Annotated in this window: 23 protein-coding genes and 1 tRNA gene; 10 read left to right on the top strand and 14 right to left on the bottom strand. The window is 69.2% G+C overall.

The genetic code is table 11. The features are described 5' to 3' along the window. Positions 1–56 precede the first annotated feature (56 nt). Positions 57–659 (top strand): TetR/AcrR family transcriptional regulator, encoded by a 603-nt coding sequence (locus ACE1OA_RS14570; protein ID WP_356599704.1) that lies wholly within the window; start codon positions 57–59, stop codon positions 657–659. A 19-nt stretch (positions 660–678) separates the two neighbouring features. On the opposite strand, the gene ACE1OA_RS14565 is transcribed toward ACE1OA_RS14570, so the two are convergent. Next, positions 679–1,722, bottom strand: coding sequence for an adenosine deaminase (locus ACE1OA_RS14565; protein WP_356599702.1), 1,044 nt, complete (start codon positions 1,720–1,722; stop codon positions 679–681). A gap of 128 nt (positions 1,723–1,850) precedes the next feature. Further along, positions 1,851–3,077, bottom strand: a complete 1,227-nt coding sequence (locus ACE1OA_RS14560; protein ID WP_356599700.1) for a pyridoxal phosphate-dependent aminotransferase — start codon at positions 3,075–3,077, stop codon at positions 1,851–1,853. A gap of 203 nt (positions 3,078–3,280) precedes the next feature. Between ACE1OA_RS14560 and ACE1OA_RS14555 the strand changes: the two genes are divergently transcribed. The 9 genes from ACE1OA_RS14555 to ACE1OA_RS14515 all read left to right on the top strand — a co-directional run bounded on the left by ACE1OA_RS14555 (position 3,281) and on the right by ACE1OA_RS14515 (position 15,755). Further along, positions 3,281–3,353, top strand: a tRNA-Trp gene (locus tag ACE1OA_RS14555). A gap of 103 nt (positions 3,354–3,456) precedes the next feature. After that, a complete protein-coding gene (gene secE, locus ACE1OA_RS14550; RefSeq protein ID WP_187282868.1) occupies positions 3,457–3,744 on the top strand; it encodes a preprotein translocase subunit SecE in 288 nt (95 codons plus the stop codon). Positions 3,745–3,786: 42 nt separating this feature from the next. Further along, positions 3,787–4,704: a transcription termination/antitermination protein NusG gene (gene nusG, locus ACE1OA_RS14545; protein WP_384869588.1), complete on the top strand. Its 918-nt coding sequence runs from the start codon at positions 3,787–3,789 to the stop codon at positions 4,702–4,704. Between the two features lie 158 nt (positions 4,705–4,862). After that, positions 4,863–5,297, top strand: coding sequence for a 50S ribosomal protein L11 (rplK, locus tag ACE1OA_RS14540; protein WP_030318720.1), 435 nt, complete (start codon positions 4,863–4,865; stop codon positions 5,295–5,297). Between the two features lie 78 nt (positions 5,298–5,375). Continuing rightward, positions 5,376–6,104: a 50S ribosomal protein L1 gene (rplA, locus tag ACE1OA_RS14535; RefSeq protein WP_147980739.1), complete on the top strand. Its 729-nt coding sequence runs from the start codon at positions 5,376–5,378 to the stop codon at positions 6,102–6,104. A gap of 597 nt (positions 6,105–6,701) precedes the next feature. Next, on the top strand, positions 6,702–7,232 hold the full coding sequence (gene rplJ, locus ACE1OA_RS14530; RefSeq protein ID WP_147980740.1) for a 50S ribosomal protein L10: 531 nt from the start codon (positions 6,702–6,704) through the stop codon (positions 7,230–7,232). A 114-nt stretch (positions 7,233–7,346) separates the two neighbouring features. Further along, complete coding sequence (rplL, locus tag ACE1OA_RS14525; RefSeq protein WP_384869586.1) at positions 7,347–7,730, top strand: 50S ribosomal protein L7/L12; 384 nt, start codon at positions 7,347–7,349, stop codon at positions 7,728–7,730. A gap of 542 nt (positions 7,731–8,272) precedes the next feature. Next, positions 8,273–11,755 (top strand): DNA-directed RNA polymerase subunit beta, encoded by a 3,483-nt coding sequence (gene rpoB, locus ACE1OA_RS14520; RefSeq protein WP_356599693.1) that lies wholly within the window; start codon positions 8,273–8,275, stop codon positions 11,753–11,755. A 100-nt stretch (positions 11,756–11,855) separates the two neighbouring features. Next, the gene (locus tag ACE1OA_RS14515; protein WP_147980741.1) at positions 11,856–15,755 is read left to right on the top strand and encodes a DNA-directed RNA polymerase subunit beta'; all 3,900 of its coding nucleotides are present in this window, start codon (positions 11,856–11,858) and stop codon (positions 15,753–15,755) included. A gap of 78 nt (positions 15,756–15,833) precedes the next feature. On the opposite strand, the gene ACE1OA_RS14510 is transcribed toward ACE1OA_RS14515, so the two are convergent. The 12 genes from ACE1OA_RS14510 to ACE1OA_RS14455 form a co-directional block, all read right to left on the bottom strand. Next, positions 15,834–16,097 carry a hypothetical protein gene (locus ACE1OA_RS14510; RefSeq protein WP_356599691.1) on the bottom strand — a complete coding sequence of 88 codons (264 nt, stop codon included), beginning with the start codon at positions 16,095–16,097 and terminating at the stop codon, positions 15,834–15,836. Further along, positions 16,084–16,317 (bottom strand): hypothetical protein, encoded by a 234-nt coding sequence (locus tag ACE1OA_RS14505; RefSeq protein WP_356776095.1) that lies wholly within the window; start codon positions 16,315–16,317, stop codon positions 16,084–16,086. The genes ACE1OA_RS14510 and ACE1OA_RS14505 overlap by 14 nt, the downstream gene beginning before the upstream one ends. 28 nt (positions 16,318–16,345) lie before the next feature. Next, a complete protein-coding gene (locus ACE1OA_RS14500; protein WP_356599687.1) occupies positions 16,346–17,266 on the bottom strand; it encodes a peptidoglycan-binding protein in 921 nt (306 codons plus the stop codon). Between the two features lie 95 nt (positions 17,267–17,361). Continuing rightward, positions 17,362–17,763: an ATP-binding protein gene (locus tag ACE1OA_RS14495; protein ID WP_356599685.1), complete on the bottom strand. Its 402-nt coding sequence runs from the start codon at positions 17,761–17,763 to the stop codon at positions 17,362–17,364. 23 nt (positions 17,764–17,786) lie between these two features. Then, positions 17,787–18,416 carry a hypothetical protein gene (locus tag ACE1OA_RS14490; protein ID WP_356776089.1) on the bottom strand — a complete coding sequence of 210 codons (630 nt, stop codon included), beginning with the start codon at positions 18,414–18,416 and terminating at the stop codon, positions 17,787–17,789. Further along, entirely contained in the window at positions 18,416–19,516 is a 1,101-nt protein-coding gene (locus ACE1OA_RS14485) for a hypothetical protein (RefSeq protein ID WP_356599681.1), read from the bottom strand. The genes ACE1OA_RS14490 and ACE1OA_RS14485 overlap by 1 nt, the downstream gene beginning before the upstream one ends. Before the next feature lie 11 nt (positions 19,517–19,527). Then, positions 19,528–20,670, bottom strand: a complete 1,143-nt coding sequence (locus ACE1OA_RS14480; protein ID WP_384869581.1) for a hypothetical protein — start codon at positions 20,668–20,670, stop codon at positions 19,528–19,530. 52 nt (positions 20,671–20,722) lie between these two features. Continuing rightward, positions 20,723–21,937, bottom strand: coding sequence for a hypothetical protein (locus ACE1OA_RS14475; RefSeq protein ID WP_356599677.1), 1,215 nt, complete (start codon positions 21,935–21,937; stop codon positions 20,723–20,725). Between the two features lie 37 nt (positions 21,938–21,974). Next, positions 21,975–23,162: a hypothetical protein gene (locus tag ACE1OA_RS14470; protein ID WP_356599675.1), complete on the bottom strand. Its 1,188-nt coding sequence runs from the start codon at positions 23,160–23,162 to the stop codon at positions 21,975–21,977. 73 nt (positions 23,163–23,235) lie between these two features. Continuing rightward, the gene (locus ACE1OA_RS14465) at positions 23,236–24,159 is read right to left on the bottom strand and encodes a phage distal tail protein (RefSeq protein WP_356599673.1); all 924 of its coding nucleotides are present in this window, start codon (positions 24,157–24,159) and stop codon (positions 23,236–23,238) included. Positions 24,160–24,202: 43 nt separating this feature from the next. Next, a complete protein-coding gene (locus tag ACE1OA_RS14460; protein ID WP_432752870.1) occupies positions 24,203–25,456 on the bottom strand; it encodes a tape-measure protein in 1,254 nt (417 codons plus the stop codon). Further along, positions 25,453–26,655, bottom strand: a complete 1,203-nt coding sequence (locus ACE1OA_RS14455; RefSeq protein WP_356599669.1) for a phage tail protein — start codon at positions 26,653–26,655, stop codon at positions 25,453–25,455. The genes ACE1OA_RS14460 and ACE1OA_RS14455 overlap by 4 nt, the downstream gene beginning before the upstream one ends. Between the last annotated feature and the right edge of the window lie 3 nt (positions 26,656–26,658).

Below are 26,658 nucleotides of genomic sequence, written 5' to 3'. Positions count from 1 at the left end.
ACTCACCCCTAGAGTGAGTGTGCGCTCACCCCCTCGTCAAGTGTTCCGGAGGACGCATGGACCAGCAGCCGACCCGTGTACGGATCATCGACGCGGCACGCCGGCTCATGCGGACGGCCGGCCTGGCCCGCACCACCACCAAGGAGATCGCCAAGGCCGCCGGCTGCTCGGAGGCCGCGCTCTACAAGTACTTCACGAGCAAGGAGGAGCTGTTCGTGACCGTGCTGAACGAGCGGCTGCCCGGACTCGGCAGCCTCCTCGGCACCCTCGCCGCCGACCCCGGCGGACGCTCCGTCGAGGAGAACCTCACCGAGGTGGCCCGCCAGGCCGCGCTCTTCTACGAGCAGACCTTCCCGATGGCCGCCTCGCTCTACGCCGAACCCCAGCTCAGGCGCCGCCACGAAGAGGCCATGCGCGAACTGGGCGTCGGCCCCCACAAGCCGATCGAGGGACTCGCGGACTACCTCCGCGCCGAGCAGCGGCTCGGACGGGTCGCCCCGGACGCCGACCCCCACGCCGCCGCGTCCCTGCTGCTCGGGGCCTGCGTGCAGCGGGCCTTCGCCTACGAGATGACCGAGGACCGCAGGCCACCGACCCCGCTGGACGCGTTCGCCGCGAGCCTCGCCCGCACGCTCACGGCCGGGATCGCCGCCGCGTAGGGCCGGCCGCGCCCCGGGGTCACACCGCCGGGGTCGCCAGCCAGTCGTCGATACCGGACAGCAGCTTGCTCCGGACGTCCTCCGGAGCCGCCGAACCGCGCACCGACTGGCGGGCCAGCTCGGCCAGTTCGACGTCCGTGAAGGCATGGTGCCGGCGCGCGATCTCGTACTGGGCCGCGAGCCGCGAGCCGAAGAGCAGCGGGTCGTCCGCACCCAGGGCCATCGGCACCCCGGCCTCGAAGAGCGTCCGCAGGGGGACGTCCTCGGGCTTCTCGTACACGCCGAGGGCGACGTTGGAGGCCGGGCAGACCTCGCAGGTCACGCCCCGCTCGGCCAGCTTGCGCAGCACCCGGGGGTCCTCCGCCGCCCGCACCCCGTGCCCCACCCGCGACGCCCGCAGGTCGTCCAGGCAGTCCCGGACCGACGCCGGACCGGTCAGCTCGCCGCCGTGCGGCGCGGCCAGCAGCCCGCCCTCCCGGGCGATCGCGAAGGCACGGTCGAAATCGCGGGCCATGCCCCGGCGCTCGTCGTTGGACAGCCCGAAGCCGACCACGCCCCGGTCCGCGTACCGCACCGCGAGCCGCGCCAGGGTCCTGGCCTCCAGGGGGTGCTTCATCCGGTTCGCCGCGACCAGGACCCGCATGCCGAGACCGGTCTCGCGCGCCGCCTCGTCGACGGCGTCCAGGATGATCTCCATGGCTGGGATCAGCCCGCCGAGCAGGGGTGCGTACGAAGTCGGATCGACCTGGATCTCCAGCCACCCCGAGCCGTCCCGCACGTCCTCCTGGGCCGCCTCGCGGACCAGCCGCCGGATGTCCTCGGGCTCCCGCAGGCAGGACCGGGCGAGATCGTAGAGCCGCTGGAAGCGGAACCAGCCGCGCTCGTCGGTCGCCCGCAGCCTGGGCGGGGTGCCGCTGCTCAGCGCCTCGGGCAGGTGCACGCCGTACTTGTCGGCGAGCTCGATGAGCGTCGTGGGGCGCATCGAGCCGGTGAAGTGCAGGTGCAGATGGGCCTTGGGCAGCAGGTTGATGTCACGGGAAGGGTGCTCGGAAACGTGCTCCATTGAAGGATCTTGCCGCACTCGAATGGACGAATACAGCCCCTTTCCCCGATCGGGACCTTGCTCGAACGTGAAAACGGGCCCCCGGTTCCCAGGAACCGGGGGCCCGTTCGCACGGGGCGGGAGGCGCGTCAGTCGCGGGCCTCGGCGAGGAGCTTCTGCATCCGGGACACGCCCTCGACCAGGTCCTCGTCACCCAGCGCGTAGGAGAGGCGCAGGTAGCCGGGCGTCCCGAAGGCCTCGCCCGGGACGACCGCGACCTCGGCCTCGTCCAGGATCAGGGCGGCCAGCTCGACCGAGGTCTGCGGGCGCTTGCCGCGGATCTCCCTGCCGAGCAGGGACTTCACCGAGGGGTACACGTAGAACGCGCCCTCCGGGGTCGGGCACAGGACGCCCTCGATCTCGTTGAGCATCCGCACGATCGTCTGGCGGCGCCGGTCGAAGGCGCGGCCCATCTCCGCGACGGCCTCCAGGTCACCCGAGACGGCGGCGAGCGCGGCCACCTGCGCCACGTTGCTGACGTTGGAGGTGGCGTGCGACTGCAGGTTGGTCGCGGCCTTCACGACGTCCTTCGGGCCGATGATCCACCCCACGCGCCAGCCGGTCATCGCGTACGTCTTGGCGACGCCGTTGACGACGATGCACTTGTCGCGCAGCGCGGGCATGACGGCCGGCAGGGAGACGGCGCTCGCCCCGCCGTAGACCAGGTGCTCGTAGATCTCGTCCGTCAGCACCCACAGGCCGTGCTCGACGGCCCAGCGGCCGATCGCCTCGGTCTCGGCCTCGCTGTAGACGGCGCCGGTCGGGTTGGACGGGGAGACGAAGAGGACGACCTTGGTCTTCTCCGTGCGCGCGGCCTCCAGCTGCTCCACCGAGACGCGGTAGCCGGTGGTCTCGTCGGCGACGACCTCGACCGGGACACCGCCCGCGAGCCGGATCGACTCGGGGTAGGTGGTCCAGTACGGGGCCGGGACGATGACCTCGTCGCCCGGGTCGAGGATCGCGGCGAACGCCTCGTAGATCGCCTGCTTGCCGCCGTTGGTCACCAGGATCTGGGAGGGGTCGACCTCGTAGCCGGAGTCGCGCAGCGTCTTGGCGGCGATCGCGGCCTTCAGCTCCGGCAGACCGCCGGCCGGCGTGTAGCGGTGGTACTTCGGGTTCTTGCACGCCTCCACGGCGGCTTCGACGATGTAGTCCGGCGTCGGGAAGTCGGGCTCACCCGCGCCGAAGCCGATCACCGGACGCCCGGCGGCCTTGAGGGCCTTGGCCTTGGCGTCGACGGCGAGGGTGGCGGACTCGGAGATCGCACCGATGCGGGCGGAGACCCGGCGCTCGGTCGGAGGGGTAGCAGCGCTCATGCGGCCATGGTCCCAGACGGCCTCGGGACCCGGTACACAGGTTTCGAGGAGCGGACAGGAACGGTCATTCCCGGTCGTACGCGCGTCCGGTGGCAGGTCGGGGCGCTTTCTGTTCGACGTGGGGCCCCATCACCACGTACACTCACTGCTCGTTGGCCCGCACCGACCACATCTCACGATGCGGTAGGTTGGGGGAGCCACAAAGGGTCGTAGCTCAATTGGTAGAGCACCGGTCTCCAAAACCGGCGGTTGGGGGTTCAAGTCCCTCCGGCCCTGCTACACACACCGCCAGGATGTGTGCGCATGTACGTACTTCAATGCACCGCCGTGCGGCTCATTCGGGCACGGCACTGCCATGACCCGGGATCAGGTGAGAAGCGTGACGGACGCCGTGGGCTCCATCGACATGCCTGATGCCGAGGACGAGGCGCCGGACTCGAAGAAGAGGCCGCGCAAGGGCGGCAAGCGCGGGAAGAAGGGCCCTCTGGGCCGCCTCGCGCTCTTCTACCGCCAGATCATCGCGGAACTCCGCAAGGTCGTCTGGCCCACTCGCAGCCAGCTGACGACGTACACCACGGTAGTGATTGTCTTCGTTGTCATCATGATCGGCCTTGTGACCGTGATTGACTATGGCTTCCAGGAAGCAGTCAAGTACGTCTTCGGCTGATTTCTTGTTCCACCCATCTGTATCCAGGAAGAAGCAGCCACCGTGTCTGACCCGAACCTGAACGACGCCGTCGATTCTGTCGAGTCCGTTGAGGACGAGCTCGACATCGTCGAGGCGGCCGACGAGGACCAGGCCGAGGCTGCTGACGCCGCTGCGGGCGAGGCGGCCGAAGCCGCTGCCCTGCACGTCGAGGACACCGAAGAGGCTGAGGACGCCGACGCCGAGGAGTCCGACGAGGACGCCGAGGCCGAGGACGAGGACGGCGTCGAGGACGACGAGTCCGAGACCGAGTCCGCCGAGGGCGACGAGGAAGAGGACGAGGCCGCCGAGCCCGCCGCTCCGGTCGACCCGATCCAGGCCCTCCGCGACGAGCTGCGTGTGCTGCCCGGCGAGTGGTACGTGATCCACACCTACGCGGGCTACGAGAAGCGCGTGAAGGCCAACCTCGAACAGCGTGCCGTCTCGCTGAACGTCGAGGAGTTCATCTACCAGGCCGAGGTGCCCGAGGAAGAGATCGTCCAGATCAAGAACGGCGAGCGCAAGAACGTCCGGCAGAACAAGCTGCCCGGTTACGTTCTCGTCCGCATGGATCTGACGAACGAGTCCTGGGGCGTCGTCCGCAACACCCCCGGCGTCACCGGCTTCGTGGGCAACGCCTACGACCCGTACCCGCTGACCCTGGACGAGATCGTCAAGATGCTCGCCCCGGAGGCCGAGGAGAAGGCCGCCCGCGAGGCCGCCGAGGCCGAGGGCAAGCCGGCGCCGGCCCGCAAGGTCACCGTCGAGGTCCTGGACTTCGAGGTCGGCGACTCGGTCACCGTCACCGACGGCCCCTTCGCCACCCTTCAGGCCACGATCAACGAGATCAACGCCGACTCGAAGAAGGTCAAGGGCCTCGTCGAGATCTTCGGTCGCGAGACCCCGGTCGAGCTCAGCTTCGACCAGATCCAGAAGAACTAGTCCCACAGGTTTCCGACCAGGTCAGAGTGGCTCTCGTAGCCGCTCTGACCTGCTCGGTTTTTAGCCGCGCGTGTATACCCGTTATCGTTGTGCGGTATGCCTGCATCCGGATGACCGGATGGCGGGCTGAACACTCTCACTAGGACCCGGAGAGAGCAATGCCTCCCAAGAAGAAGAAGGTCACGGGGCTTATCAAGCTCCAGATCAACGCTGGTGCGGCCAACCCGGCCCCGCCGGTCGGTCCCGCGCTGGGCCAGCACGGCGTCAACATCATGGAGTTCTGCAAGGCCTACAACGCCGCGACCGAGTCGCAGCGTGGCATGGTCGTGCCGGTGGAGATCACGGTCTACGAGGACCGCTCCTTCACCTTCATCACCAAGACTCCGCCGGCCGCCAAGCTGATCCTCAAGGCCGCGGGTGTGGACAAGGGCTCCGGCGAGCCGCACAAGACCAAGGTCGCCAAGCTCACGGCCGCCCAGGTCCGCGAGATCGCCACGGTCAAGCTCCCCGACCTGAACGCCAACGACCTCGACGCCGCGTCGAAGATCATCGCCGGCACCGCCCGTTCCATGGGCATCACGGTCGAAGGCTGATCAGCCCCTTCGTGACCTCAGTGGTAGGGCCGGCGCGGCCCGCACCACGACTCCATACCTGAACCAACAGGAGCAGAAGTGAAGCGCAGCAAGGCTCTCCGCAGCGCGGACGCCAAGATCGACCGGGAGCGGAACTACGCCCCCCTCGAGGCCGTCCGTCTCGCCAAGGACACCGCCGCCACCAAGTTCGACGGCACCGTCGAGGTCGCCTTCCGCCTGGGCGTCGACCCGCGCAAGGCCGACCAGATGGTCCGTGGCACCGTGAACCTCCCGCACGGCACCGGTAAGACCGCCCGGGTCCTGGTCTTCGCGACCGGTGACCGTGCCGAGGCCGCGATCGCCGCGGGCGCCGACATCGTCGGCTCCGACGAGCTCATCGACGAGATCTCCAAGGGCAACCGCCTGAACGAGTTCGACGCCGTGGTGGCCACCCCGGACCTCATGGGCAAGGTCGGCCGCCTCGGCCGCGTCCTCGGCCCGCGTGGTCTCATGCCGAACCCGAAGACCGGAACCGTCACCCCCGACGTCGTGAAGGCTGTCAACGACATCAAGGGCGGCAAGATCGAGTTCCGCGTCGACAAGCACTCGAACCTGCACTTCATCATCGGCAAGGTCTCCTTCGACGAGACGAAGCTGGTCGAGAACTACGCCGCGGCTCTGGAGGAGATCCTCCGTCTGAAGCCGTCCGCCGCCAAGGGCCGCTACATCAAGAAGGCGACCCTGACGACGACGATGGGCCCCGGCATCCCGCTGGACTCCAACCGCACCCGCAACCTCCTCGTCGAGGAGGACCCGGCAGCTGTCTGACCGGGCTGAGCCTTGCGGCTCGTGCAGTGCGACCAGAACCGGCCCCCCGCCCCTCTTCGGAGGAGCGGGGGGCCGGTTCCGTGCGTGCGGCGCCGTCACGGGCCTTCGAGGACCTGCTCGACGCCGACGAGGCCCATGAACGGCCTCAGCTCCGCGGAAGACCGCGAGACCGTCGTCGCGGGCGTGAACAAGGCCGCTCGGCATCACCGCGCACTCCTCGGACCACGGCACCGGGGCCGCCGTCCAGGCCCCGCCGGCCGAGGACGCCGTGGACCTCCTCGCCGTGCCGAAGGGCCTCGGCGGCGACCCCTCCGGCACCGGCCGGAGCTGAGCCGTACGGGCGGATTTGCTCGTTGCCGACACCTTCACGTACTCTTCCGAGGAAGCCAAAGACCGCTGGTCGTTGCTGTGCACTCGCAAGAGGGCGCAGTGGCCGAAGGTTCGCTGAGATGCGGACGGCCCGCGTAGGTGATCGTGGAAGAGTTCCCGGATTCTCGAATCCGGTCGAGCTGTGCCCCGTGCGCCTGCGCCGGGGCGTTTTGTTTTGTATCAGCCCCTTCTGAGCGGTCCTCATCACCCGGAAGGAGGCCGACGCTCATGGCAAGGCCCGACAAGGCTGCCGCGGTAGCCGAGCTCAAGGACAAGTTCCAGAGCTCGAACGCCGTCGTGCTGACCGAGTACCGGGGTCTCACCGTGGCGCAGCTGAAGACGCTGCGTCGTTCGCTCGGTGAGAACGCCCAGTACGCCGTGGTGAAGAACACGCTGACCAAGATTGCGGCCAACGAGGCCGGGATCACCTCGCTCGACGACCAGTTCACCGGTCCGACGGGCGCTGCCTTCATCACCGGTGACCCGGTGGAGTCGGCCAAGGGTCTGCGTGACTTCGCCAAGGACAACCCGAACCTCGTCATCAAGGGCGGTGTCCTTGACGGCAAGGCGCTGTCCGCCGACGAGATCAAGAAGCTTGCGGACCTCGAGTCCCGCGAGGTTCTGCTCAGCAAGCTGGCCGGCGCGTTCAAGGGCAAGCAGTCCCAGACTGCCTCGCTCCTCCAGGCGCTGCCGTCGAAGTTCGTCCGCACCGCGGAGGCGCTTCGCGTCAAGCTCGCCGAGCAGGGCGGTGCCGAGTAACTCGGCTCGCGCAATGACCGCCACCCCACCAGGGGGGACGGTCGCAGCGGGCCGACAGTACGCCCGCCTACATGTACATCGGCACCAGCCGAATTAGTGGAAGGATCGCCCATCATGGCGAAGCTCTCTCAGGACGACCTCCTCGCCCAGTTCGAGGAGATGACCCTCATCGAGCTCTCCGAGTTCGTGAAGGCCTTCGAGGAGAAGTTCGACGTCACCGCCGCCGCGGCCGTCGCCGTCGCCGGTCCGGCCGGCCCGGGCGCCCCGGCCGAGCAGGCCGAGGAGCAGGACGAGTTCGACGTCATCCTCACGGGTGCCGGCGAGAAGAAGATCCAGGTCATCAAGGTCGTGCGTGAGCTGACCTCCCTCGGCCTGAAGGAGGCCAAGGACCTCGTCGACGGCACCCCGAAGCCGGTCCTCGAGAAGGTCGCCAAGGAGGCCGCGGAGAAGGCTGCCGAGTCCCTCAAGGCCGCCGGCGCCTCCGTCGAGGTCAAGTAACACCTCGCGAGTCTCCTGACTCGCTCAGGCGCCCTCCAGGCGCCTTGCGAAGGGCGATCACCCATCCGGGTGGTCGCCCTTCGGCGTACCCGGAACAGGGCGTGGCGGGGGTCGTGGGACCCCCGGAGGGCGGAGTATGGTGATCTTCGCCGTGCGCCCCGCCGACCGGGGGGCCTTGACGAACCGCACGCAGCGCGCAATTCTCAGGACGCGTCGTCACAACGATCCGTATCCGAGGCATGGATCGACGGCGGAACGGGCAGTATCGAGGTGCGCCACACGGCGCGAGGTACCGCGGAGTTGAGAACAACGAGGGTCGCGAATTACTCGCCCTGGACATCAGTGGGCCAAGTGGCTACACTGTCCCTTTGCGCTGCCTGTTAGCTGCCCCCTGCCCGTCACCTGGGGCATACTCTCGCGAGAGCACCGTCGACAGACCCGCCTGACCTGGCTTTTCAGCCCGTTTCGGGAGTGTTCGTCCCAGTGTTTCGCAAGGGACCGGTACGCGCGTAGTGAGTCCGAGCCCTCGGAAGGACCCCCTCTTGGCCGCCTCGCGCAACGCCTCGACCAATACGAACAACGGCGCCAGCACCGCCCCGCTGCGCATCTCCTTTGCAAAGATCAAGGAGCCCCTCGAGGTTCCGAACCTCCTCGCGCTGCAGACCGAGAGCTTTGACTGGCTTCTCGGCAACGCGGCCTGGAAGGCTCGCGTCGAGGCAGCCCTTGAGTCGGGACAGGACGTCCCCAGGAAGTCCGGTCTGGAGGAGATCTTCGAGGAGATCTCCCCGATCGAGGACTTCTCCGGGTCGATGTCGCTGACCTTCCGCGACCACCGTTTCGAGCCGCCGAAGAACTCGATCGACGAGTGCAAGGACCGTGACTTCACGTACGGCGCCCCGCTCTTCGTCACCGCCGAGTTCACCAACAACGAGACCGGCGAGATCAAGTCCCAGACGGTCTTCATGGGCGACTTCCCGCTCATGACCAACAAGGGCACCTTCGTCATCAACGGCACCGAGCGTGTCGTCGTGTCGCAGCTCGTCCGCTCGCCGGGTGTCTACTTCGACTCCTCCATCGACAAGACGTCCGACAAGGACATCTTCTCCGCCAAGATCATCCCGTCCCGGGGTGCCTGGCTGGAGATGGAGATCGACAAGCGCGACATGGTCGGTGTCCGCATCGACCGCAAGCGCAAGCAGTCCGTCACCGTCCTGCTCAAGGCTCTCGGCTGGACCACCGAGCAGATCCTGCAGGAGTTCGGCGAGTACGAGTCCATGCGCGCCACCCTGGAGAAGGACCACACCCAGGGCCAGGACGACGCGCTGCTCGACATCTACCGCAAGCTCCGCCCGGGCGAGCCGCCGACGCGCGAGGCCGCTCAGACGCTGCTCGAGAACCTCTACTTCAACCCGAAGCGCTACGACCTCGCGAAGGTCGGCCGCTACAAGGTGAACAAGAAGCTCGGCGCGGACGAGCCGCTGGACGCCGGCGTGCTCACCACGGACGACGTCATCGCGACGATCAAGTACCTGGTGAAGCTCCACGCGGGCGAGACCGAGACGATCGGCGAGTCGGGCCGGGAGATCGTCGTCGAGACCGACGACATCGACCACTTCGGCAACCGTCGTCTGCGCAACGTCGGCGAGCTCATCCAGAACCAGGTCCGCACGGGTCTGGCTCGTATGGAGCGCGTCGTGCGCGAGCGCATGACCACCCAGGACGTCGAGGCGATCACGCCGCAGACCCTGATCAACATCCGGCCGGTCGTCGCCTCCATCAAGGAGTTCTTCGGCACCAGCCAGCTGTCGCAGTTCATGGACCAGAACAACCCGCTGTCGGGTCTCACCCACAAGCGCCGTCTCTCGGCGCTCGGCCCGGGTGGTCTGTCCCGTGAGCGGGCCGGCTTCGAGGTCCGAGACGTGCACCCGTCCCACTACGGACGCATGTGCCCGATCGAGACCCCCGAAGGCCCGAACATCGGTCTGATCGGTTCGCTCGCCTCGTACGGCCGCGTCAACGCGTTCGGCTTCATCGAGACGCCGTACCGCAAGGTCGTCGACGGTCAGGTCACCGACGAGGTCGACTACATCACCGCCGACGAGGAGGACCGCTTCGTCATCGCCCAGGCGAACGCGACCCTGAACGACGAGCTGCAGTTCACCGAGGCTCGCGTCCTGGTCCGCCGCCGTGGTGGCGAGGTCGACTACGTCCCGCCGACCGAGGTCGACTACATGGACGTCTCGCCGCGCCAGATGGTGTCGGTCGCGACGGCGATGATCCCCTTCCTCGAGCACGACGACGCCAACCGTGCCCTCATGGGCGCGAACATGATGCGTCAGGCGGTGCCGCTGATTAAGTCCGAGGCCCCGCTCGTCGGCACCGGCATGGAGTACCGCTGTGCCACCGACGCCGGCGACGTCATCAAGGCGGAGAAGGACGGTGTGATCCAGGAGGTCTCGGCCGACTACATCACCGTCACGAACGACGACGGCACGTACACCACGTACCGCATCGCCAAGTTCTCCCGCTCGAACCAGGGCACCTCGGTCAACCAGAAGGTCGTCGTCTCCGAGGGCGACCGGGTCATCGAGGGCCAGGTCCTCGCCGACGGCCCGGCCACCGAGAACGGTGAGATGGCGCTCGGCAAGAACCTGCTCGTGGCGTTCATGCCGTGGGAGGGCCACAACTACGAGGACGCGATCATCCTGTCGCAGCGCCTCGTGCAGGACGACGTCCTCTCCTCGATCCACATCGAGGAGCACGAGGTCGACGCCCGTGACACCAAGCTGGGCCCCGAGGAGATCACCCGGGACATCCCGAACGTCTCCGAGGAGGTCCTCGCGGACCTCGACGAGCGCGGCATCATCCGGATCGGTGCCGAGGTCGTCGCCGGCGACATCCTCGTCGGCAAGGTCACGCCCAAGGGCGAGACCGAGCTGACCCCGGAGGAGCGCCTGCTCCGCGCGATCTTCGGTGAGAAGGCCCGTGAGGTCCGTGACACCTCGCTGAAGGTGCCGCACGGCGAGACCGGCAAGGTCATCGGCGTCCGCGTCTTCGACCGCGAGGAGGGCGACGAGCTTCCCCCGGGCGTGAACCAGCTGGTCCGCGTCTACGTCGCCCAGAAGCGCAAGATCACCGATGGTGACAAGCTCGCCGGCCGTCACGGCAACAAGGGCGTCATCTCCAAGATCCTGCCGATCGAGGACATGCCGTTCCTGGAGGACGGCACCCCGGTCGACATCATCCTGAACCCGCTGGGTGTCCCGTCCCGAATGAACCCGGGACAGGTCCTGGAGATCCACCTCGGCTGGCTCGCCAGCCGCGGCTGGGACGTCTCCGGCCTCGCGGACGAGTGGGCGCAGCGCCTCCAGGTGATCGGCGCCGACGAGGTCAAGCCCGGCACGAACGTCGCCACCCCGGTGTTCGACGGTGCCCGCGAGGACGAGATCTCCGGTCTCTTCGAGCACACCATCCCGAACCGCGACGGCGACCGTCTGGTCCTGCCGTCCGGCAAGGCGCGTCTGTTCGACGGCCGCTCCGGCGAGCCGTTCCCGGACCCGATCTCGGTCGGGTACATGTACATCCTCAAGCTGCACCACCTGGTCGACGACAAGCTGCACGCCCGGTCGACCGGTCCGTACTCGATGATCACCCAGCAGCCGCTGGGTGGTAAGGCCCAGTTCGGTGGCCAGCGCTTCGGTGAGATGGAGGTGTGGGCGCTGGAGGCGTACGGCGCCGCTTACGCCCTCCAGGAGCTGCTGACGATCAAGTCCGACGACGTGACCGGCCGCGTGAAGGTCTACGAGGCCATCGTCAAGGGCGAGAACATCCCTGAGCCCGGCATCCCCGAGTCCTTCAAGGTGCTCATCAAGGAGATGCAGTCCCTGTGCCTCAACGTGGAGGTGCTGTCCTCGGACGGCATGTCCATCGAGATGCGCGACACCGACGAGGACGTCTTCCGCGCGGCGGAGGAGCTCGGTATCGACCTGTCCCGGCGCGAGCCGAGCAGCGTCGAAGAGGTCTGACGGGAGTCCGGTGAGGGGCTCGTACCCACGAGCCCCCCACCGACCCCGGGACCCCCATCAGACCAAATTGAGACTCAACCCTGAGAGGGATTGACGCATAGTGCTCGACGTCAACTTCTTCGACGAGCTGCGGATTGGCCTTGCCACCGCGGACGACATCCGTCAGTGGTCCCACGGCGAGGTCAAGAAGCCGGAGACCATCAACTACCGCACCCTGAAGCCCGAGAAGGACGGACTCTTCTGCGAGAAGATCTTCGGTCCGACCCGGGACTGGGAGTGCTACTGCGGCAAGTACAAGCGTGTCCGCTTCAAGGGCATCATCTGTGAGCGGTGTGGCGTCGAGGTCACCCGCGCCAAGGTGCGCCGTGAGCGGATGGGCCACATCGAACTGGCCGCTCCCGTCACCCACATCTGGTACTTCAAGGGTGTCCCGTCGCGCCTGGGCTACCTGCTCGACCTCGCCCCGAAGGACCTCGAGAAGGTCATCTACTTCGCGGCGTACATGATCACGTTCGTCGACGACGAGCGCCGTACGCGTGACCTGCCGTCGCTGGAGGCCCACGTCTCCGTCGAGCGTCAGCAGATCGAGAACCGTCGCGACTCCGACCTGGAGGCCCGCGCCAAGAAGCTCGAGACCGACCTGGCCGAGCTCGAGGCCGAGGGTGCCAAGGCCGACGTGCGCCGCAAGGTGCGCGAGGGTGCCGAGCGTGAGATGAAGCAGCTGCGCGACCGTGCGCAGCGCGAGATCGACCGTCTCGACGAGGTCTGGAACCGCTTCAAGAACCTCAAGGTCCAGGACCTGGAGGGCGACGAGCTCCTCTACCGCGAGCTGCGTGACCGCTTCGGCACGTACTTCGACGGCTCGATGGGTGCCGCGGCGCTGCAGAAGCGCCTGGAGTCCTTCGACCTGGACGAGGAGGCCGAGCGCCTCCGCGAGATCATCCGTACCGGCAAGGGCCAGAAGAAGACCCGTGCGCTCAAGCGCCTCAAGGTCGTCTCCGCGTTCCTGCAGACCGCGAACAGCCCCAAGGGCATGGTTCTCGACTGCGTGCCGGTGATCCCGCCGGACCTGCGTCCGATGGTGCAGCTGGACGGTGGCCGCTTCGCGACCTCCGACCTGAACGACCTGTACCGCCGCGTGATCAACCGCAACAACCGTCTGAAGCGTCTGCTCGACCTCGGTGCCCCCGAGATCATCGTGAACAACGAGAAGCGGATGCTCCAGGAGGCGGTCGACGCCCTCTTCGACAACGGCCGTCGCGGTCGCCCGGTCACGGGCCCCGGCAACCGTCCGCTGAAGTCCCTCAGCGACATGCTGAAGGGCAAGCAGGGTCGATTCCGTCAGAACCTGCTCGGCAAGCGTGTGGACTACTCCGCGCGTTCCGTCATCGTCGTCGGTCCGCAGCTGAAGCTGCACCAGTGCGGTCTGCCCAAGGCCATGGCGCTGGAGCTCTTCAAGCCGTTCGTGATGAAGCGCCTGGTCGACCTGAACCACGCGCAGAACATCAAGAGCGCCAAGCGGATGGTCGAGCGCGGCCGCACGGTCGTGTACGACGTCCTCGAAGAGGTCATCGCCGAGCACCCGGTCCTGCTGAACCGTGCGCCCACGCTGCACCGCCTCGGCATCCAGGCCTTCGAGCCCCAGCTGGTCGAGGGCAAGGCCATCCAGATCCACCCGCTCGTCTGCACCGCGTTCAACGCGGACTTCGACGGTGACCAGATGGCCGTGCACCTGCCGCTCTCCGCGGAGGCGCAGGCCGAGGCCCGCATCCTGATGCTGTCCTCGAACAACATCCTGAAGCCGGCCGACGGTCGTCCCGTCACCATGCCGACCCAGGACATGGTGCTGGGTCTGTTCTTCCTCACCACGGACGAGGACGAGCGCGAGGTCGTCGGCGCCGGTCGTTCCTTCGGCTCCACCGCCGAGGCGATCATGGCCTTCGACGCCCGCGAGCTCTCGCTCCAGGCGCAGGTCGACATCCGCTTCCCCATCGGCAGCGTTCCGCCGCGCGGCTGGGTTCCCCCGGTCGCCGAGGAGGGCGAGCCGGAGTGGCAGACGGGCGACTCCTTCCGCCTGCGCACCTCGCTGGGTCGCGCGCTCTTCAACGAGCTGCTGCCCGAGGACTACCCGTTCGTCGACTACTCGGTGGGCAAGAAGCAGCTCTCCGAGATCGTCAACGACCTGGCCGAGCGCTACCCCAAGGTCATCGTGGCGGCGACGCTCGACAACCTGAAGGCGTCGGGCTTCTACTGGGCGACCCGTTCCGGTGTCACCGTGGCCATCTCCGACGTCGTCGTGCCCGAGGCCAAGAAGGCCATCGTCGCGGGCTACGAGGCGCAGGACGAGAAGGTCCAGAAGCAGTACGAGCGCGGTCTGATCACCAAGGAAGAGCGCACTCAGGAGCTCATCGCGATCTGGACCAAGGCGACCAACGAGGTCGCCGAGGCGATGAACGCGAACTTCCCGAAGACGAACCCCATCTTCATGATGGTCGACTCGGGTGCCCGAGGAAACATGATGCAGATGCGTCAGATCGCGGGTATGCGTGGTCTGGTGTCGAACGCCAAGAACGAGACGATCCCGCGTCCCATCAAGGCGTCCTTCCGCGAGGGCCTCACCGTCCTCGAGTACTTCATCTCCACGCACGGTGCCCGTAAGGGTCTCGCCGACACCGCCCTGCGTACCGCCGACTCGGGTTACCTGACCCGTCGTCTGGTGGACGTCTCGCAGGACGTGATCATCCGCGAGGAGGACTGCGGCACCGAGCGCGGTCTGAAGCTGAAGATCGCCGAGCGGGGTGCCGACGGCGTCCTGCGCAAGACGGACGACGTCGAGACCTCCGTGTACGCGCGGATGCTCGCCGAGGACGTCGTCGTGGACGGCAAGGTCATCGCGCCGGCCAACGTCGACCTGGGTGACGTGCTCATCGACGCGCTCGTCGGCGCGGGCGTGGAGGAGGTCAAGACCCGCTCGGTCCTGACCTGTGAGTCGGCGGTCGGCACCTGTGCCTTCTGCTACGGCCGCTCCCTGGCCACCGGCAAGCTGGTCGACATCGGTGAGGCGGTCGGCATCATCGCCGCCCAGTCCATCGGTGAGCCCGGTACCCAGCTGACGATGCGTACCTTCCACACCGGTGGTGTGGCCGGTGACGACATCACCCAGGGTCTGCCGCGTGTCGTCGAGCTCTTCGAGGCGCGTCAGCCCAAGGGTGTCGCCCCGATCTCGGAGGCGGCCGGCCGCGTCCGTATCGAGGAGACCGAGAAGACCAAGAAGATCGTCGTCACCCCGGACGACGGCAGCGACGAGACGGCGTTCCCGATCTCGAAGCGTGCCCGTCTGCTCGTGGGCGAGGGCGACCACGTCGAGGTGGGCCAGAAGCTCACCGTGGGTGCCACCAACCCGCACGACGTGCTGCGGATCCTCGGTCAGCGCGCGGTCCAGGTCCACCTGGTCGGCGAAGTCCAGAAGGTCTACAACTCGCAGGGCGTGTCGATCCACGACAAGCACATCGAGATCATCATCCGGCAGATGCTGCGCCGCGTGACGATCATCGAGTCCGGCGACGCGGAGCTGCTGCCGGGCGAGCTCGTCGAGCGCTCGAAGTTCGAGACCGAGAACCGTCGTGTGGTCACCGAGGGCGGTCACCCCGCCTCCGGCCGTCCGCAGCTGATGGGTATCACCAAGGCCTCGCTCGCCACCGAGTCGTGGCTGTCGGCGGCGTCCTTCCAGGAGACGACCCGGGTTCTGACCGACGCGGCGATCAACGCCAAGTCGGACTCCCTGATCGGCCTCAAGGAGAACGTCATCATCGGTAAGCTCATCCCGGCCGGTACGGGTCTGTCCCGCTACCGCAACATCCGGGTCGAGCCGACCGAGGAGGCCAAGGCCGCGATGTACTCGGCCGTCGGCTACGACGACATCGACTACTCGCCGTTCGGCACCGGCTCCGGCCAGGCCGTTCCGCTGGAGGACTACGACTACGGTCCGTACAACCAGTAAGCGAGTACGACGTGCGAAGGGCGGTCACCCCGTGGGGTGGCCGCCCTTCGGCGTTCCCGGGCCGCGGGCCCAGGAGGGTCAGCGGCCGGCGAGTTCCCAGATCGCGATCATCAGGCCCGCGCTCGCCGTGAGCGCGGCGATGCTGGTCAGAGGCCAGCGGGCGCGTTCCAGGGCGTCGAGACGGGTCTCCATGTCGGCGAGCTGCTTGTCGGTCTGGTCGCTGCGCTGGACGAGCAGCGCCAGCGCGCCGTCGACCCGGGCGAAGCCTGCCTCCAGCGTGCCGCGGAGCCGTTCCAGCTCCACGGCCACGGCGACGGGGTCGTTCGGCTCAGACTCGGTCATCGGCGCCTCCCGCAGCGCTGCGGAGCCAGGACGGCAGCAGGGTCTGGACCGTCGGCAGGGCCATGACGCGGGTCAGGGCACCGGCGACGGCCAGGGCCCCGGCGACCCAGGGGAGGGTCTCGGGGATGCCGGAGGCGTCGACGATCGCGGGCAGGACGACGGCGATGCCGACGGCGGACTGGAGGACGGTGCGGGCCGTGCGCTTGGCGGCATCGGACATCGGTGGAACTCCTCGGGTAGGGCGGGACTCACCCGCAGTAGGGGACCTTCAACGCGTTCCAGGAGGCGGGGCCCGGCCAGCCGTCGGCGTCGGAGCCGTGGAAGCCGAGCTTGCGCTGCCACTTGGCGTAGCTGCGCCGGTCGGCCTCGCCCCAGCGGGGGGAGGGACCGACGGTGTAGGCGGAGCAGCCCTCGGCCATCAGCCGGCGGCCCATCGCGGTGACGATCGGCGAGCTCGGGTTCTTCCTGAAGAACGAGGTGCCGGGGAAGGGCTGGTAGCGCGGGGTGCTCGGGCGGGCCGGGGAGGTGGCGCCGGAGGGGGTCCTGGACGGTGCGGACCCCAGCCGCTTCTGGACGCGGTCCCGCATGCCCGGCATGCCGAAGCCGCGCGGGTCGCTCTTCCAGTCGGACCACTCCAGGTGCCCGATGACCGACTTGGCGCCCCAGCCGTGGGCCCGGCAGAGGGCCGCGGAGACCCGTTCGACGGCGTCGAGCTGGGCCGCCGGCCACGGGTCGTTGCCGTCGCCGAGGTTGACGCACTCGAAGCCGTAGAAGCGGGTGTTGCCGTCGACGGCGCCGGCGCTGCCCTGGTGCGCGCGCGGGGTGGGCGGCCGGTCGCCGTAGGTCTCGGTGACCACGGCCTGCAGGACGGAGGGGTCGCCGCCGCCGGCGTGGTTGGCGCGGCCGTTGCCGACGAGGTGGACGGAGCCGTCCTTGGCGATGACGCCGTGGCACAGCGGGCCCGGCAGGCCGTCGTAGCCGTGGTAGCAGAGCTCGACGGACGAGGCGGTGCCGCTGGAGACGGTGTGGTGGATCATCACGCCGCTCACGGGGCCCCAGGGGCCGGCCTGATTGCGGTTGTGGGTGCGCCAGCCGTCGTGCTCGACGACCTTGACGCCCTCGGCGCGCAGCGCGGCGAGGAGCCGGTCGGCGGAGAGGGGAGTGGCCATGGTGGGTTCCTCCGGCGGGAAGGGCGGGGATGCCAGGAAGCGGGCATGAAAAAGGCCCGCACTCGGGCGGGCGAACAGGTGGGGTGGTGCCCCGGTTACGGGACGGGTGTGACGGGCGGCGTCGGCGGGGCGGGCGGGGCCGGGTCCCAGGCGGCGCAGAGGGCGGCGCAGGCGGCGCGCCGGCGCTCGAAGTCGTCGAGGGCGGCCGTCACGGCCCGCTGGACGGCGGTCGGGTCGGGCACCACCGGCGCGCCGCCCTGGGCGTTGACCACGACCAGTCCGGCGCCGCGCAGCGTGGTGTCCGGGCCGTCGGACTCGGTGACCTGGGCGCTGACGTACACCGACGGGTACTCGCCGGTCATCGGGTCGCGTTCCAGGGAGCCGCCGAGGGTGTTGTCGTAGACGCGGACGTCGAGTGCGTGGCCGTTCTCGGTGACGGTGGCGCGGCCCGCGTAGTCGATGGCCACGCCCCACGGCTGGGTGGGGTCGATGTTCATGGGTGTGCTCCTCGGTGGGCGGATCAGGTCTGGGTGCCGTACATCAGGACGGGCTGGGCGTAGACCGTCCCGCCGCTGCTCGCCAGGGCGTGGACCTCGATGGTCATGACCTTGCCGAACTTGGTCGGCATGTCGACGGGCAGCAGGCCGGTGTAGTCGAAGGTGGTGCCGGCCGTGACGGTGGGTCCGAACTGCTGGCCGTCGACGAGCACCTTCACCTGGCCGGTCGCGCCGCTGGACGCCTTCGTGTAGATCGACAGGCGCATCTTCGGCTGCCAGACGGGGTTGAAGGACTGGGCGACGGCGGTGAAGGTGGTGCTGCTGGTGGACGGCCAGCGGGCCGAGTTGAGGTCCACCGGGGGGAGCAGCTGGAGCCAGGGCCGGGCGAGGCCGCCGGTCAGGATGTCGTCGGCGAAGATCTCGTGGTTGTAGCCGTCGAAGATCCGGATGACGGGCCGGGTGGCCGTCGGCGAGCTGCCGCCCATCTGCAGGACGGCGGCCGTCGAGCCGTCGGCGTTGGTCCGCTTCACCGTCAGCTGGCCGTTGGCGACCTCGTTGAGGGCGGGGCGGGTGTTGACCGCGGTGGACAGCGCCTTGATCCGGCGCTCCATCTGGTTGAGCCGGTCGATGATGTCCTCGGGCAGCTGGGGCATCAGGCCTCCTCGAGATAGAGCTCGGCGGTGTCGGGGCGGCCCCGCTCCGGGGGCCGGACCTTGACGCCGATGATGCGGAAGCGCGCGTCGAGGCCCGTGGGGTGCCATTCGTCGGTGATGCGGATGCGGGCGACCCGCCCGAGCAGGGCCGGCGGGACGATGCCGCCGAGGTGGATGCTGATCTCGGGGATGACGACGGCGCCCCGTGCCTGGGCGAGTTCGGCGGCGGCCAGCGAGTCCAGGGTGAGCTGGTCGCTGATCTCGTTGTGGTCCGAGGACAGGTCGATCAGCGGCCAGCCGTCGGCGAGCAGGGCCGAGTCGACCTGCTCGGTGGAGAACAGCGGCCGGGACTCGGCCGCCGCGTTGGAGTTGGTGGACGCGCCGCGGGCCAGGGCGGTGGTGCCGCCGCGGGTCGCGTCGCGCGGGAAGGAGTACGCGAGGATCACGCCGGGCCGGTCGAAGAGCAGGTCGGTGGCGCCGTTGCGGATCTTGGGGGCGCCGAGGCGGAGCTGCCGGATCCGTTCGCCGGTGACCGGGTCGCGGTAGACCAGGATCTGGTGCTCGAAGCCGTCCTCCATCGCGGCGAGCTGGTCGAGCGCCTCCAGGTACACGGTCTCGTCGCCGAGGCGCCAGGTGACCGTCCGCCGGACGTCGGAGGTCTCCTCCCCGACGGTGACCTTGAAGCAGCGGGCCCCGGCCTGGAGCTCCGTCCACAGCCGGCGCGCGATGGCCAGCTGGTCGGTCGGCTCGGTGTACTTGATCTCCGTACGGATGCGGCGGCGTGCCGCGTACGAGTCGAACGTCGCCGCCTGGACGGAGAGGGTCAGCACGCCGCGGTCGGTGGACTGCAGGGTGCTGGTCCAGACGATGCCGCCCCACCACAGGTCGCCGCCGCGTTCCAGGTAGACCGCGGTACGGCCCTCCTGGATCTGCCGTACCCGGTCGGCGATGGCCCGGTTCGGGATGGGGATGGTGCCGGACAGGGAGCCGGCCTTGCCTATGTAGTCGTCGAACTGGACGTCCCGCAGCGGCAGGATGTCGAGGGTCTGGTCGGTGATGAGGTCGCAGAAGATCGCCCGGTAGGGCGTGTCGATGGCCATCGCGGGCTCCCTTACAGGACGTAGGTCGCGGAGACGCGGATGTTCCGCCCGGCGGCCAGGGCGCCGTTGGAGGACCAGGTGCGCAGGTTGACCTGTCCGTTGGTGTAGATGTTGGCGCCGCCGTCGCCGTAGCCGTCGCAGGCCGACGCCTCGAAGTCCATGCCCGGCCGCCAGCCGGCGGGGAGGGTGCACAGCGGTTCGTCGGCGATGTTGCCGGCGCTGTCGGCGTTGACCTGGGCTCCGGTACGGGTGACGGTGACCGTGATGCTGCACAGCCCGCCCTTGGTCCTGCGGCCGGCGAACGAGACCATGCCCCAGTTGGCGAGCGCGGTCGCGCCGCTGGTGGTGGTCTCGACCTCGACCGGCGGCTGGTGGTTCACCCACGAGGTGCCGTTCCAGCGCTGGAGCGTGCCGGCGTTGTCGCGGTACTGGCCGGCGTAGCTGCCGGCGGACACGGTGCCCGTGGGGGCGATGCCGCCGATCTCCTTCGGGTAGGCGACCCAGGCGGTGCCGTCCCAGCGCTGCAGGAAGTGGGCGTTGTCGTTGTCCTGGTACTGGCCGGGGTAGGAGCCGGCGATGCCCGCGTTGTTGTAGACGGGCAGGATGCCGCCGGCGGAGACGATCGTGGTGCGCAGGTCGGTGACGGCGTTCGCCCAGTCGATGCCGCCCGTGCCGGCGGACGCCCCGGCCTTGACCTTGACCGAGAAGAGGACGAGCGAGCGGGCGGGGGCGTTCGGGGCCACCGGGTTGGCCGCCGCGGTGCCCTTGACGATCTCGACGACGGCCTCGTACCTGCCGAGGGCGTTGACGTCGACGTCGCTGTCGTAGACGCGGACGACGACCAGGTCGATGCGCGGGTTGAGCGGGTCGCCGTCGCCGAAGGTGAGGGTGATGTCCTCGTCGAGGGCGACCGGGTACGCGCCGTCGGTGGTGCCGCCCTGGATGACGGCCCTGCCGTGGTAGACGGTGGCCGTCATCGGGGCGGTGCCGCTCATCCACAGTCCGCCGACGCGGAACTTGCCGTCGTACGTGCCGGGCAGGACGCCGGAGCGGACGCCGAGCGGGTTGGCGGGGGTGGTGGCGCCGATCGAGGTGATGCGGGTGTTCTGACGGGTCTGGCCGGTGGGCATCAGCCAGCCGGAGCGTACGGGCATGGGGATCTCCTGTGGGACGGGGCGGTCGGGCGGCTGCCGGACGGCGCGCGGCTCAGTACTGCGGGGTGATCTGGAGGAAGGTGTTGTCGAACCAGGCCCGCACGTTGGTGTTCGTGCTCCGGTAGTACGCGGTGACGGTGTACGTGGCGCCGGCCGTCAGGCTGTGCAGGCGCTGCGTCGTCGCGACCGAGTAGGCGTCCGTGGGATCGGCCGACTTGGAGGCCACCGCGGCCAGTTCGTCGTCCGGCTCCCGTACGACCGTGGCGCCCTGGGTGACGCGCACGCCCATGTAGGCGGAGCTGGCGATGCCCGTGGTGCCGGTGGCCAGGGAGAGTTCCATCCGGGACCCGAAGGTGAGGATCGCGGCCCGCGACGGCGGCGCCGTGAAGGTCACGCTCAGCGGGTTGTCGGCCCGGTCGATCAGCGTGTTCACGTACGTCGTCGACGTGGTGTAGCCCCCGTCCAGGGAGTCGTTGAAGTACGGACCCGGGTAGGCGGCCGCCCACGCCGCGCCGTTCCAGCGCTGGAGCTGCCCGCCCGTGCCGTCCCGGTACTGGCCGGTGTAGCTGGCCGGGGTGGAGGAGGCGGAGTTCGGGACGATGCCGCCGATCGCCGAGGGGTAGGAGATCCAGGCGCCGCCGTCCCAGCGCTGGATCGCGCTGCCGGTGTCCTGGTACTGCCCCGGGTAGGCGCCCGGGGCGACGGGGCCCTCAACGGGCAGGATGCCGCCCGCGGAGACCACGGCGGTGCGCAGGTCCTTGAGCGAGGTGGCCCACGGGATGCCACCGTTGCCCGCGCTGGCGCCGGCCGGCACGGTGACCTCGTACAGCGGGAGGCTGCGCGCCGGGGCGGGCAGGGCCTTCGGGGTCTGCTCCGGTACGCCCTCGATGATCTCGACGACGGCCTCGTTGCGGGTGCTGCCCTCGTAGAGCTTGTCGTAGATCCGCAGGACGACCAGGTCGACCCGGCCGTACTGGGCGTTGCCGGGGGAGAAGGTGACGACCTCCGAGGCCGGCAGGGTCACCGGGTAGGCGCCCTGGGAGATCTCGCCCTGGACGATCGCCCGGCCCTCGGAGACGACCGCCGACATGGCGGAGGAGCCGGTCATCCAGAAGCCGGACAGCCGGTACTTGCCGTCGTAGGACCCCGGCAGGATGCCGGAGCGGACCTGGACGGGGTTGAGCGCGTTGGTCGCACCGATCTGGGTGAGACGGGTGTCCTCGCGGGTCTGGCCGGTCTCGGCGACCCAGCTGCTGCGCAGGTTCATGGGGTTCTCCAATCGGGAAGGTGCTGCGGGGGCGGGGTCAGGACCGGATCCACTGGGCGGAGAGGTTGCTGTAGTAGCCGGAGCCGCCGAGGGTGCGGACCGCCGCCGTGTGGTTCTGGAAGGCGGCCAGCTGCAGGGTGCTGCCCGCCGTGAGCTTGATCAGGCCCTGGCCGCCGACGACGACGGCGCCGCCGCCCGCGGGGGTGAGCCAGGTCATCCGGGGGATGCCGACACCACCGGAGAGGATGCGGGCGCCGCGCATGTTGCTGGCGGAGTCGCCCGACCAGCAGACGTGCCCGGAGACCCGCCACCAGCCCGTGCGCGGCACGGTGTAGGTGTTGCCGCCGCTCCAGCCCCCGGAGTCGTCGATGTCGACGCCCTGGAGGGTGACGGTCGTCCAGTCGTTGGCCGGGATGCTCTGCATGGCGGTCTGGGAGGCGCTGAAGAGGATCGTCGCCCTGCCCTCGGCGTACTGCCAGGCCGTGCCGTCCCAGCGCTGGAGGATGCCGGCGTTGTCGCGGTACTGGCCGGTGTAGGCGCCGGTCGTCATGGTGCCGTGCGGGGCGATGCCGCCGATCGGCTTCGGGTAGGAGACCCAGGTCGTGCCGTCCCAGCGCTGGAGCAGGCCGGCGACGTCGCGGTACTGGCCGACGTAGGCGCCCTTGAATCCGCTGGTCGGCATGATCCCGCCGAGCGCCGTCATCGGGTAGTGCAGGGTGGTGACGGCGGTGTTCCAGGCGATGCCGCCGGTGCCGGCCGACGTGCCGGCCGGCACGGTGACGGTGTAGAGCGGGAAGGCGCTTCCGGGGCCCGAGTTGGGGGCGACCGGGGTGGCCGAGGGCGCGCCCTTGACCAGCCGGATCACCGCTTCGGTGGCGCCGGTGCGGTCGTAGGCGTCGTCGAGGACGGCCAGTTCGACGAGGTCGATCCGGGCGTTCTGCGGGTCGCCGTCGGCGATGGTCAGCGTCTCGGGTGCGGTCACCGCGACCATGTACGCGCCCTGGGCGGTGTCGCCGCCCTGGACGACGGCCCGGCCGGTGCCGATCGAACACTGCATGGGGGAGGTCCCGGTCAGCACGAGGCCGCCGGGGACGATGCCGGGGCGGGAGCGCAGCGGAGTCTCCGACGGGCTCTGCCCGTTGGGCGTGAGCAGCACGGAAAGGGCGATCCGGGTGTCCTCGCGGGTCTGGCCCGTGGGCTGGAGCCAGGCGGCCCGTACGGTCATGGTTCACCTCTGGGGATCGGGAGGGGCTTTCGGGGGACGTGCGGGGCGGCGGACCGCGGGCCGGGGCCCCGGGTCACCACTCGGCGCTGCGCCAGCGGATCGTCATCAGGGCGTCCGGGGTGGCGCTGTCGGGCCGGAAGGCCAGCTCCGTCCGGCCCGGTTCGAGGAGGAACAGCTCCTCGGGGCTGGAGTCGGCCATCGCGGTGTGGCGGCGGGACGCGGTGTTGTTGAGGGTGACCGTGCCGGCGGCGGTGTCGACGACGAGCTCGTCGCCGGCGGCCAGGTCGATCGCGTACCGCAGCCGGCGCTTGCTGACGCGCTCGGTGACGGTGGGCATGGAGCAGGGTCCGCGGAAGACGATCACCGGGTGGGTCGGCGCGGAGCCGGTGTTCTCGGCCACGGCGTCGCCGGTGGACTTGGCCTGACCCCAGTTGAGCGGCCAGACCAGCGGCCAGGTGAGGCCGGACTCGGGCTGCGGCGCGGTCGTGACGGCGGCCTGCTCGTTCACGACGTAGCGACGCGGGTCGGCCGCGAGCCACTGGATCGACATCTTCGAGCTGCCCTGCGTGGCGAAGCCCTGGTCGGCGGGGACCACCCGCTGGGCGATCCGGGCGCGCACGGCGAGCAGTTCGCCGTGCAGCCGGACGGTGAGCCAGCGCTCCTCGTCGAGCAGGGCGAGCGACTGCCGCAGGGCGCGGATGGCCTCGGTGGCGCCGTTCCACTCCGGCATCAGCACGATGGTGCCGCCTATCTTGCGCGGCTTGGCGTAGCGGGAGCCGGGCCAGGCGCCGTGCGAGGTGGGGCGGTCGGCGTCGGAGGAGTCGTACTCGGGCAGGTCCTCCCAGCCGGTCAGTCCGGAACGGTCGACGGAGAAGGGGGTGCCGGGGCCGATGAGAAGCCCGGCCCACTGCATCTGCCCGTCCTGGGTGATGAGTGAGCCGGGCGCGAGGTCGGCGGTGTAGCTGTTTCCGGCGTAGGCGGTCGTGGTCTCGGCCATGGGGCCGTCACCTCGTTTCTGAAGGGGGCCAAGGGCGGACGGCTCAGGCGCGTGCCGCCGCGAGGAAGAGCAGGTCCTCCGCGGTCGACCGGGGGCCGGCGCCGGGCTCCTCGTGGAAGTCCCGGATGCGGTGCGGCGGTCGGGGCGGCTCGGTGAGGGCCGGGACGCGACGGTTGTCCAGCGCGGAGAGGGGATCGATGCGGTAGGCGTCCGCGCCGCCGGGGAAGACGACACCGCCGTCGGCGAGCATCGGGATCTTGTCGAGGTCGACGCCGAACTTCTTGTCGGTGAGGGGGACTTTGAAGCTCAGCTTGTCGAGCCCGTCGATGATCCAGTTGGCGAAGGCGATGAGGCCGTTGACGGGCCCCTTGACGACGCCGACGACGGCGCTGAGCGCGCCCTTGACCAGGTCGCCGATCCCGCGCAGGGCGCCGCCGACGGCGTCTTTGGCGGTACGGAAGAACCCGGGGATCTTGTCGGTGACGAAGGACAGGACCGGTGCGACGGCGTTCTTGATCCCGCCCATGGCGCCGGAGGCGATGCCGCGCAGGGCGTTGGAGGCGGAGGAGACGGAAGAGCCGACCTTGGAGATCCCGCCGATGCCGGAGCCGATGACCTTCAGGGCGGTGGTGAACAGGGTCAGGTACGCCTTGAAGTAGGTCCCGACGGCCTTGCCGAGGAGCTTCATGATCGGCTGGAGGAACTTCCAGACCGACTGGAAGCCCTTGAGGGCCTGCTGGAAGACCTGCTTGATGATCCGCTGTCCGGTCTCGGAGTTCACCGCGAGTTCGATGAGATACGCGGCGACGGGCACGACGATGCCGACGAGGAAGCCGAGCGGGTTGGCCCGCATGGCGACGTTGACGGCGGTCATCGCGATCGAGGCGACGGTCATGACGGTGCCGAAGGTGTCCATCAGCCTGGTGATGACGTCGGTGACGGGCAGCAGGGGTCCCAGGATCGCGAGCAGGGCGCCGACGCCGGCGCCGAGCCTGCCGGCGGCGGTCCGCGTCCTGCCCGCGGCGGTGCCGAACCGCCGGACGCCGGCGGGGCCCTGGGACCGGCGCAGCCGGCCGAGGGACGTCGACGCGCCGGAGGCGTTGCCGCCGATGGTGCGTACGGACGTGCCGGCGGAGCGGAGACCGGCGGCGAACCGGTCCATGCCGCCGGCGGCCCGCTGGGCGCCCTGCTTGATTCCCCGCAGTGAGTCGCCCGCCTGTCCGAGACCCCGCCGCAGGGAGGTCATCACCGGAGCGACACCCTGGAACGGGTTCGGCATGGCTGCGACGGCGCTCATCCGCGTGCCTTCGCCAGGTACATGAGGGCGTCCGCGGTGCTCTGCGGATCGCTGTTGCGGGCCGCGTGGTAGTGCTCGATGTGCAGACCGGCCCCGGCGCCGCCGCCGCTCTGCAGGCTCTGCGCCATGCGGGCGCGCCGTGCCGTGACGGCGAGCAGCCGGTCCAGCTTGGAGAGCGGGAGGACGGCCTCGGCCTCGCCGGCCTCGGCGAGGATCGCCGGGACACCGCCGTGGCGGGGCATGACGACACCGCCGGTGGCGAGCATGGGGATGGTCGGGATGTTGACGCCGAAGGTCTTGCCGCCGACGATCGGCACCCAGCCGGGGACGCTGACCTTGACCCGGTTCAGGCTCCCGATCATGCGGTTGATCAGGCCGATCACGGCGTTGATCGGGCCGGACACCCCGCTCTTGATGCCGTTGAACGCCCGGGACGCGATGTCCTTGAGGCCGTTCCAGATGCTCGACATCTTGTCCTTGACGGCCCTGAAGGCGTTCGGGATCGTCGTCTTGATCCAGTTGACCACCGGGGTGATCACGGCCTTGATGCCGTTCCAGGCGGTCCTGACGACCGTCTTGATCGCGTTCATGACCGTGGTGATGACCGTCTTCCAGATCTTCACGTAGGTCTTGATGACGGTGGCGACGGCCTTGACGACCGTGGTGATGGCCTTCTTGATGCCGTTCCAGACCGTCTTGATCAGGTCGCCGGCCTTCTTCATGATCGGGCCGATGGCCTTCATGACCGAGCTGATCACGGTCTTGATGGCGCTGAACGCCTTCTTCATGACCGTCTGCATGGTCTTCGAGCGCATCGCCATCTCGACGATCTTCTCGATGAGCGGCATGAAGAGTTCGAGCAGACGGGCGAGGAAGTTGCCCTTCATGGACTTGTTGAGCTTGTCCTGGCCCTTGGCGGCCTTGCCGGCGCCGGACTCGAACTTTCCGAGCTTGCCGCCGGCGGACTGGCCGGTCTGACCGGCCTTCGCCATGGACCTCTCGGCCTGGTCCGAGGCGGTCTTCAGGCTCTTGAGCTGGGTGCTGGAGCCCTGGGCGTTGCTCTTCAGGTTCCTGAGCTGACCGGACGCCGAGTTGCCGGCGTCCCCGACCTTCTTGACCGAGGTCGCGGCACCGGACGCCTGCGTCTTGAGATTGCGCAGGGAGTCGGACGCCTTCTTCATGGAGCTGGTGAGAGACATGGG

This window comes from Streptomyces sp. JL2001, assembly GCF_050917515.1.
GTDB lineage: Bacteria > Actinomycetota > Actinomycetes > Streptomycetales > Streptomycetaceae > Streptomyces.
Note: the sequence above shows the minus strand (reverse complement) of the source record. Positions and strands in the feature narration are given on the sequence as shown.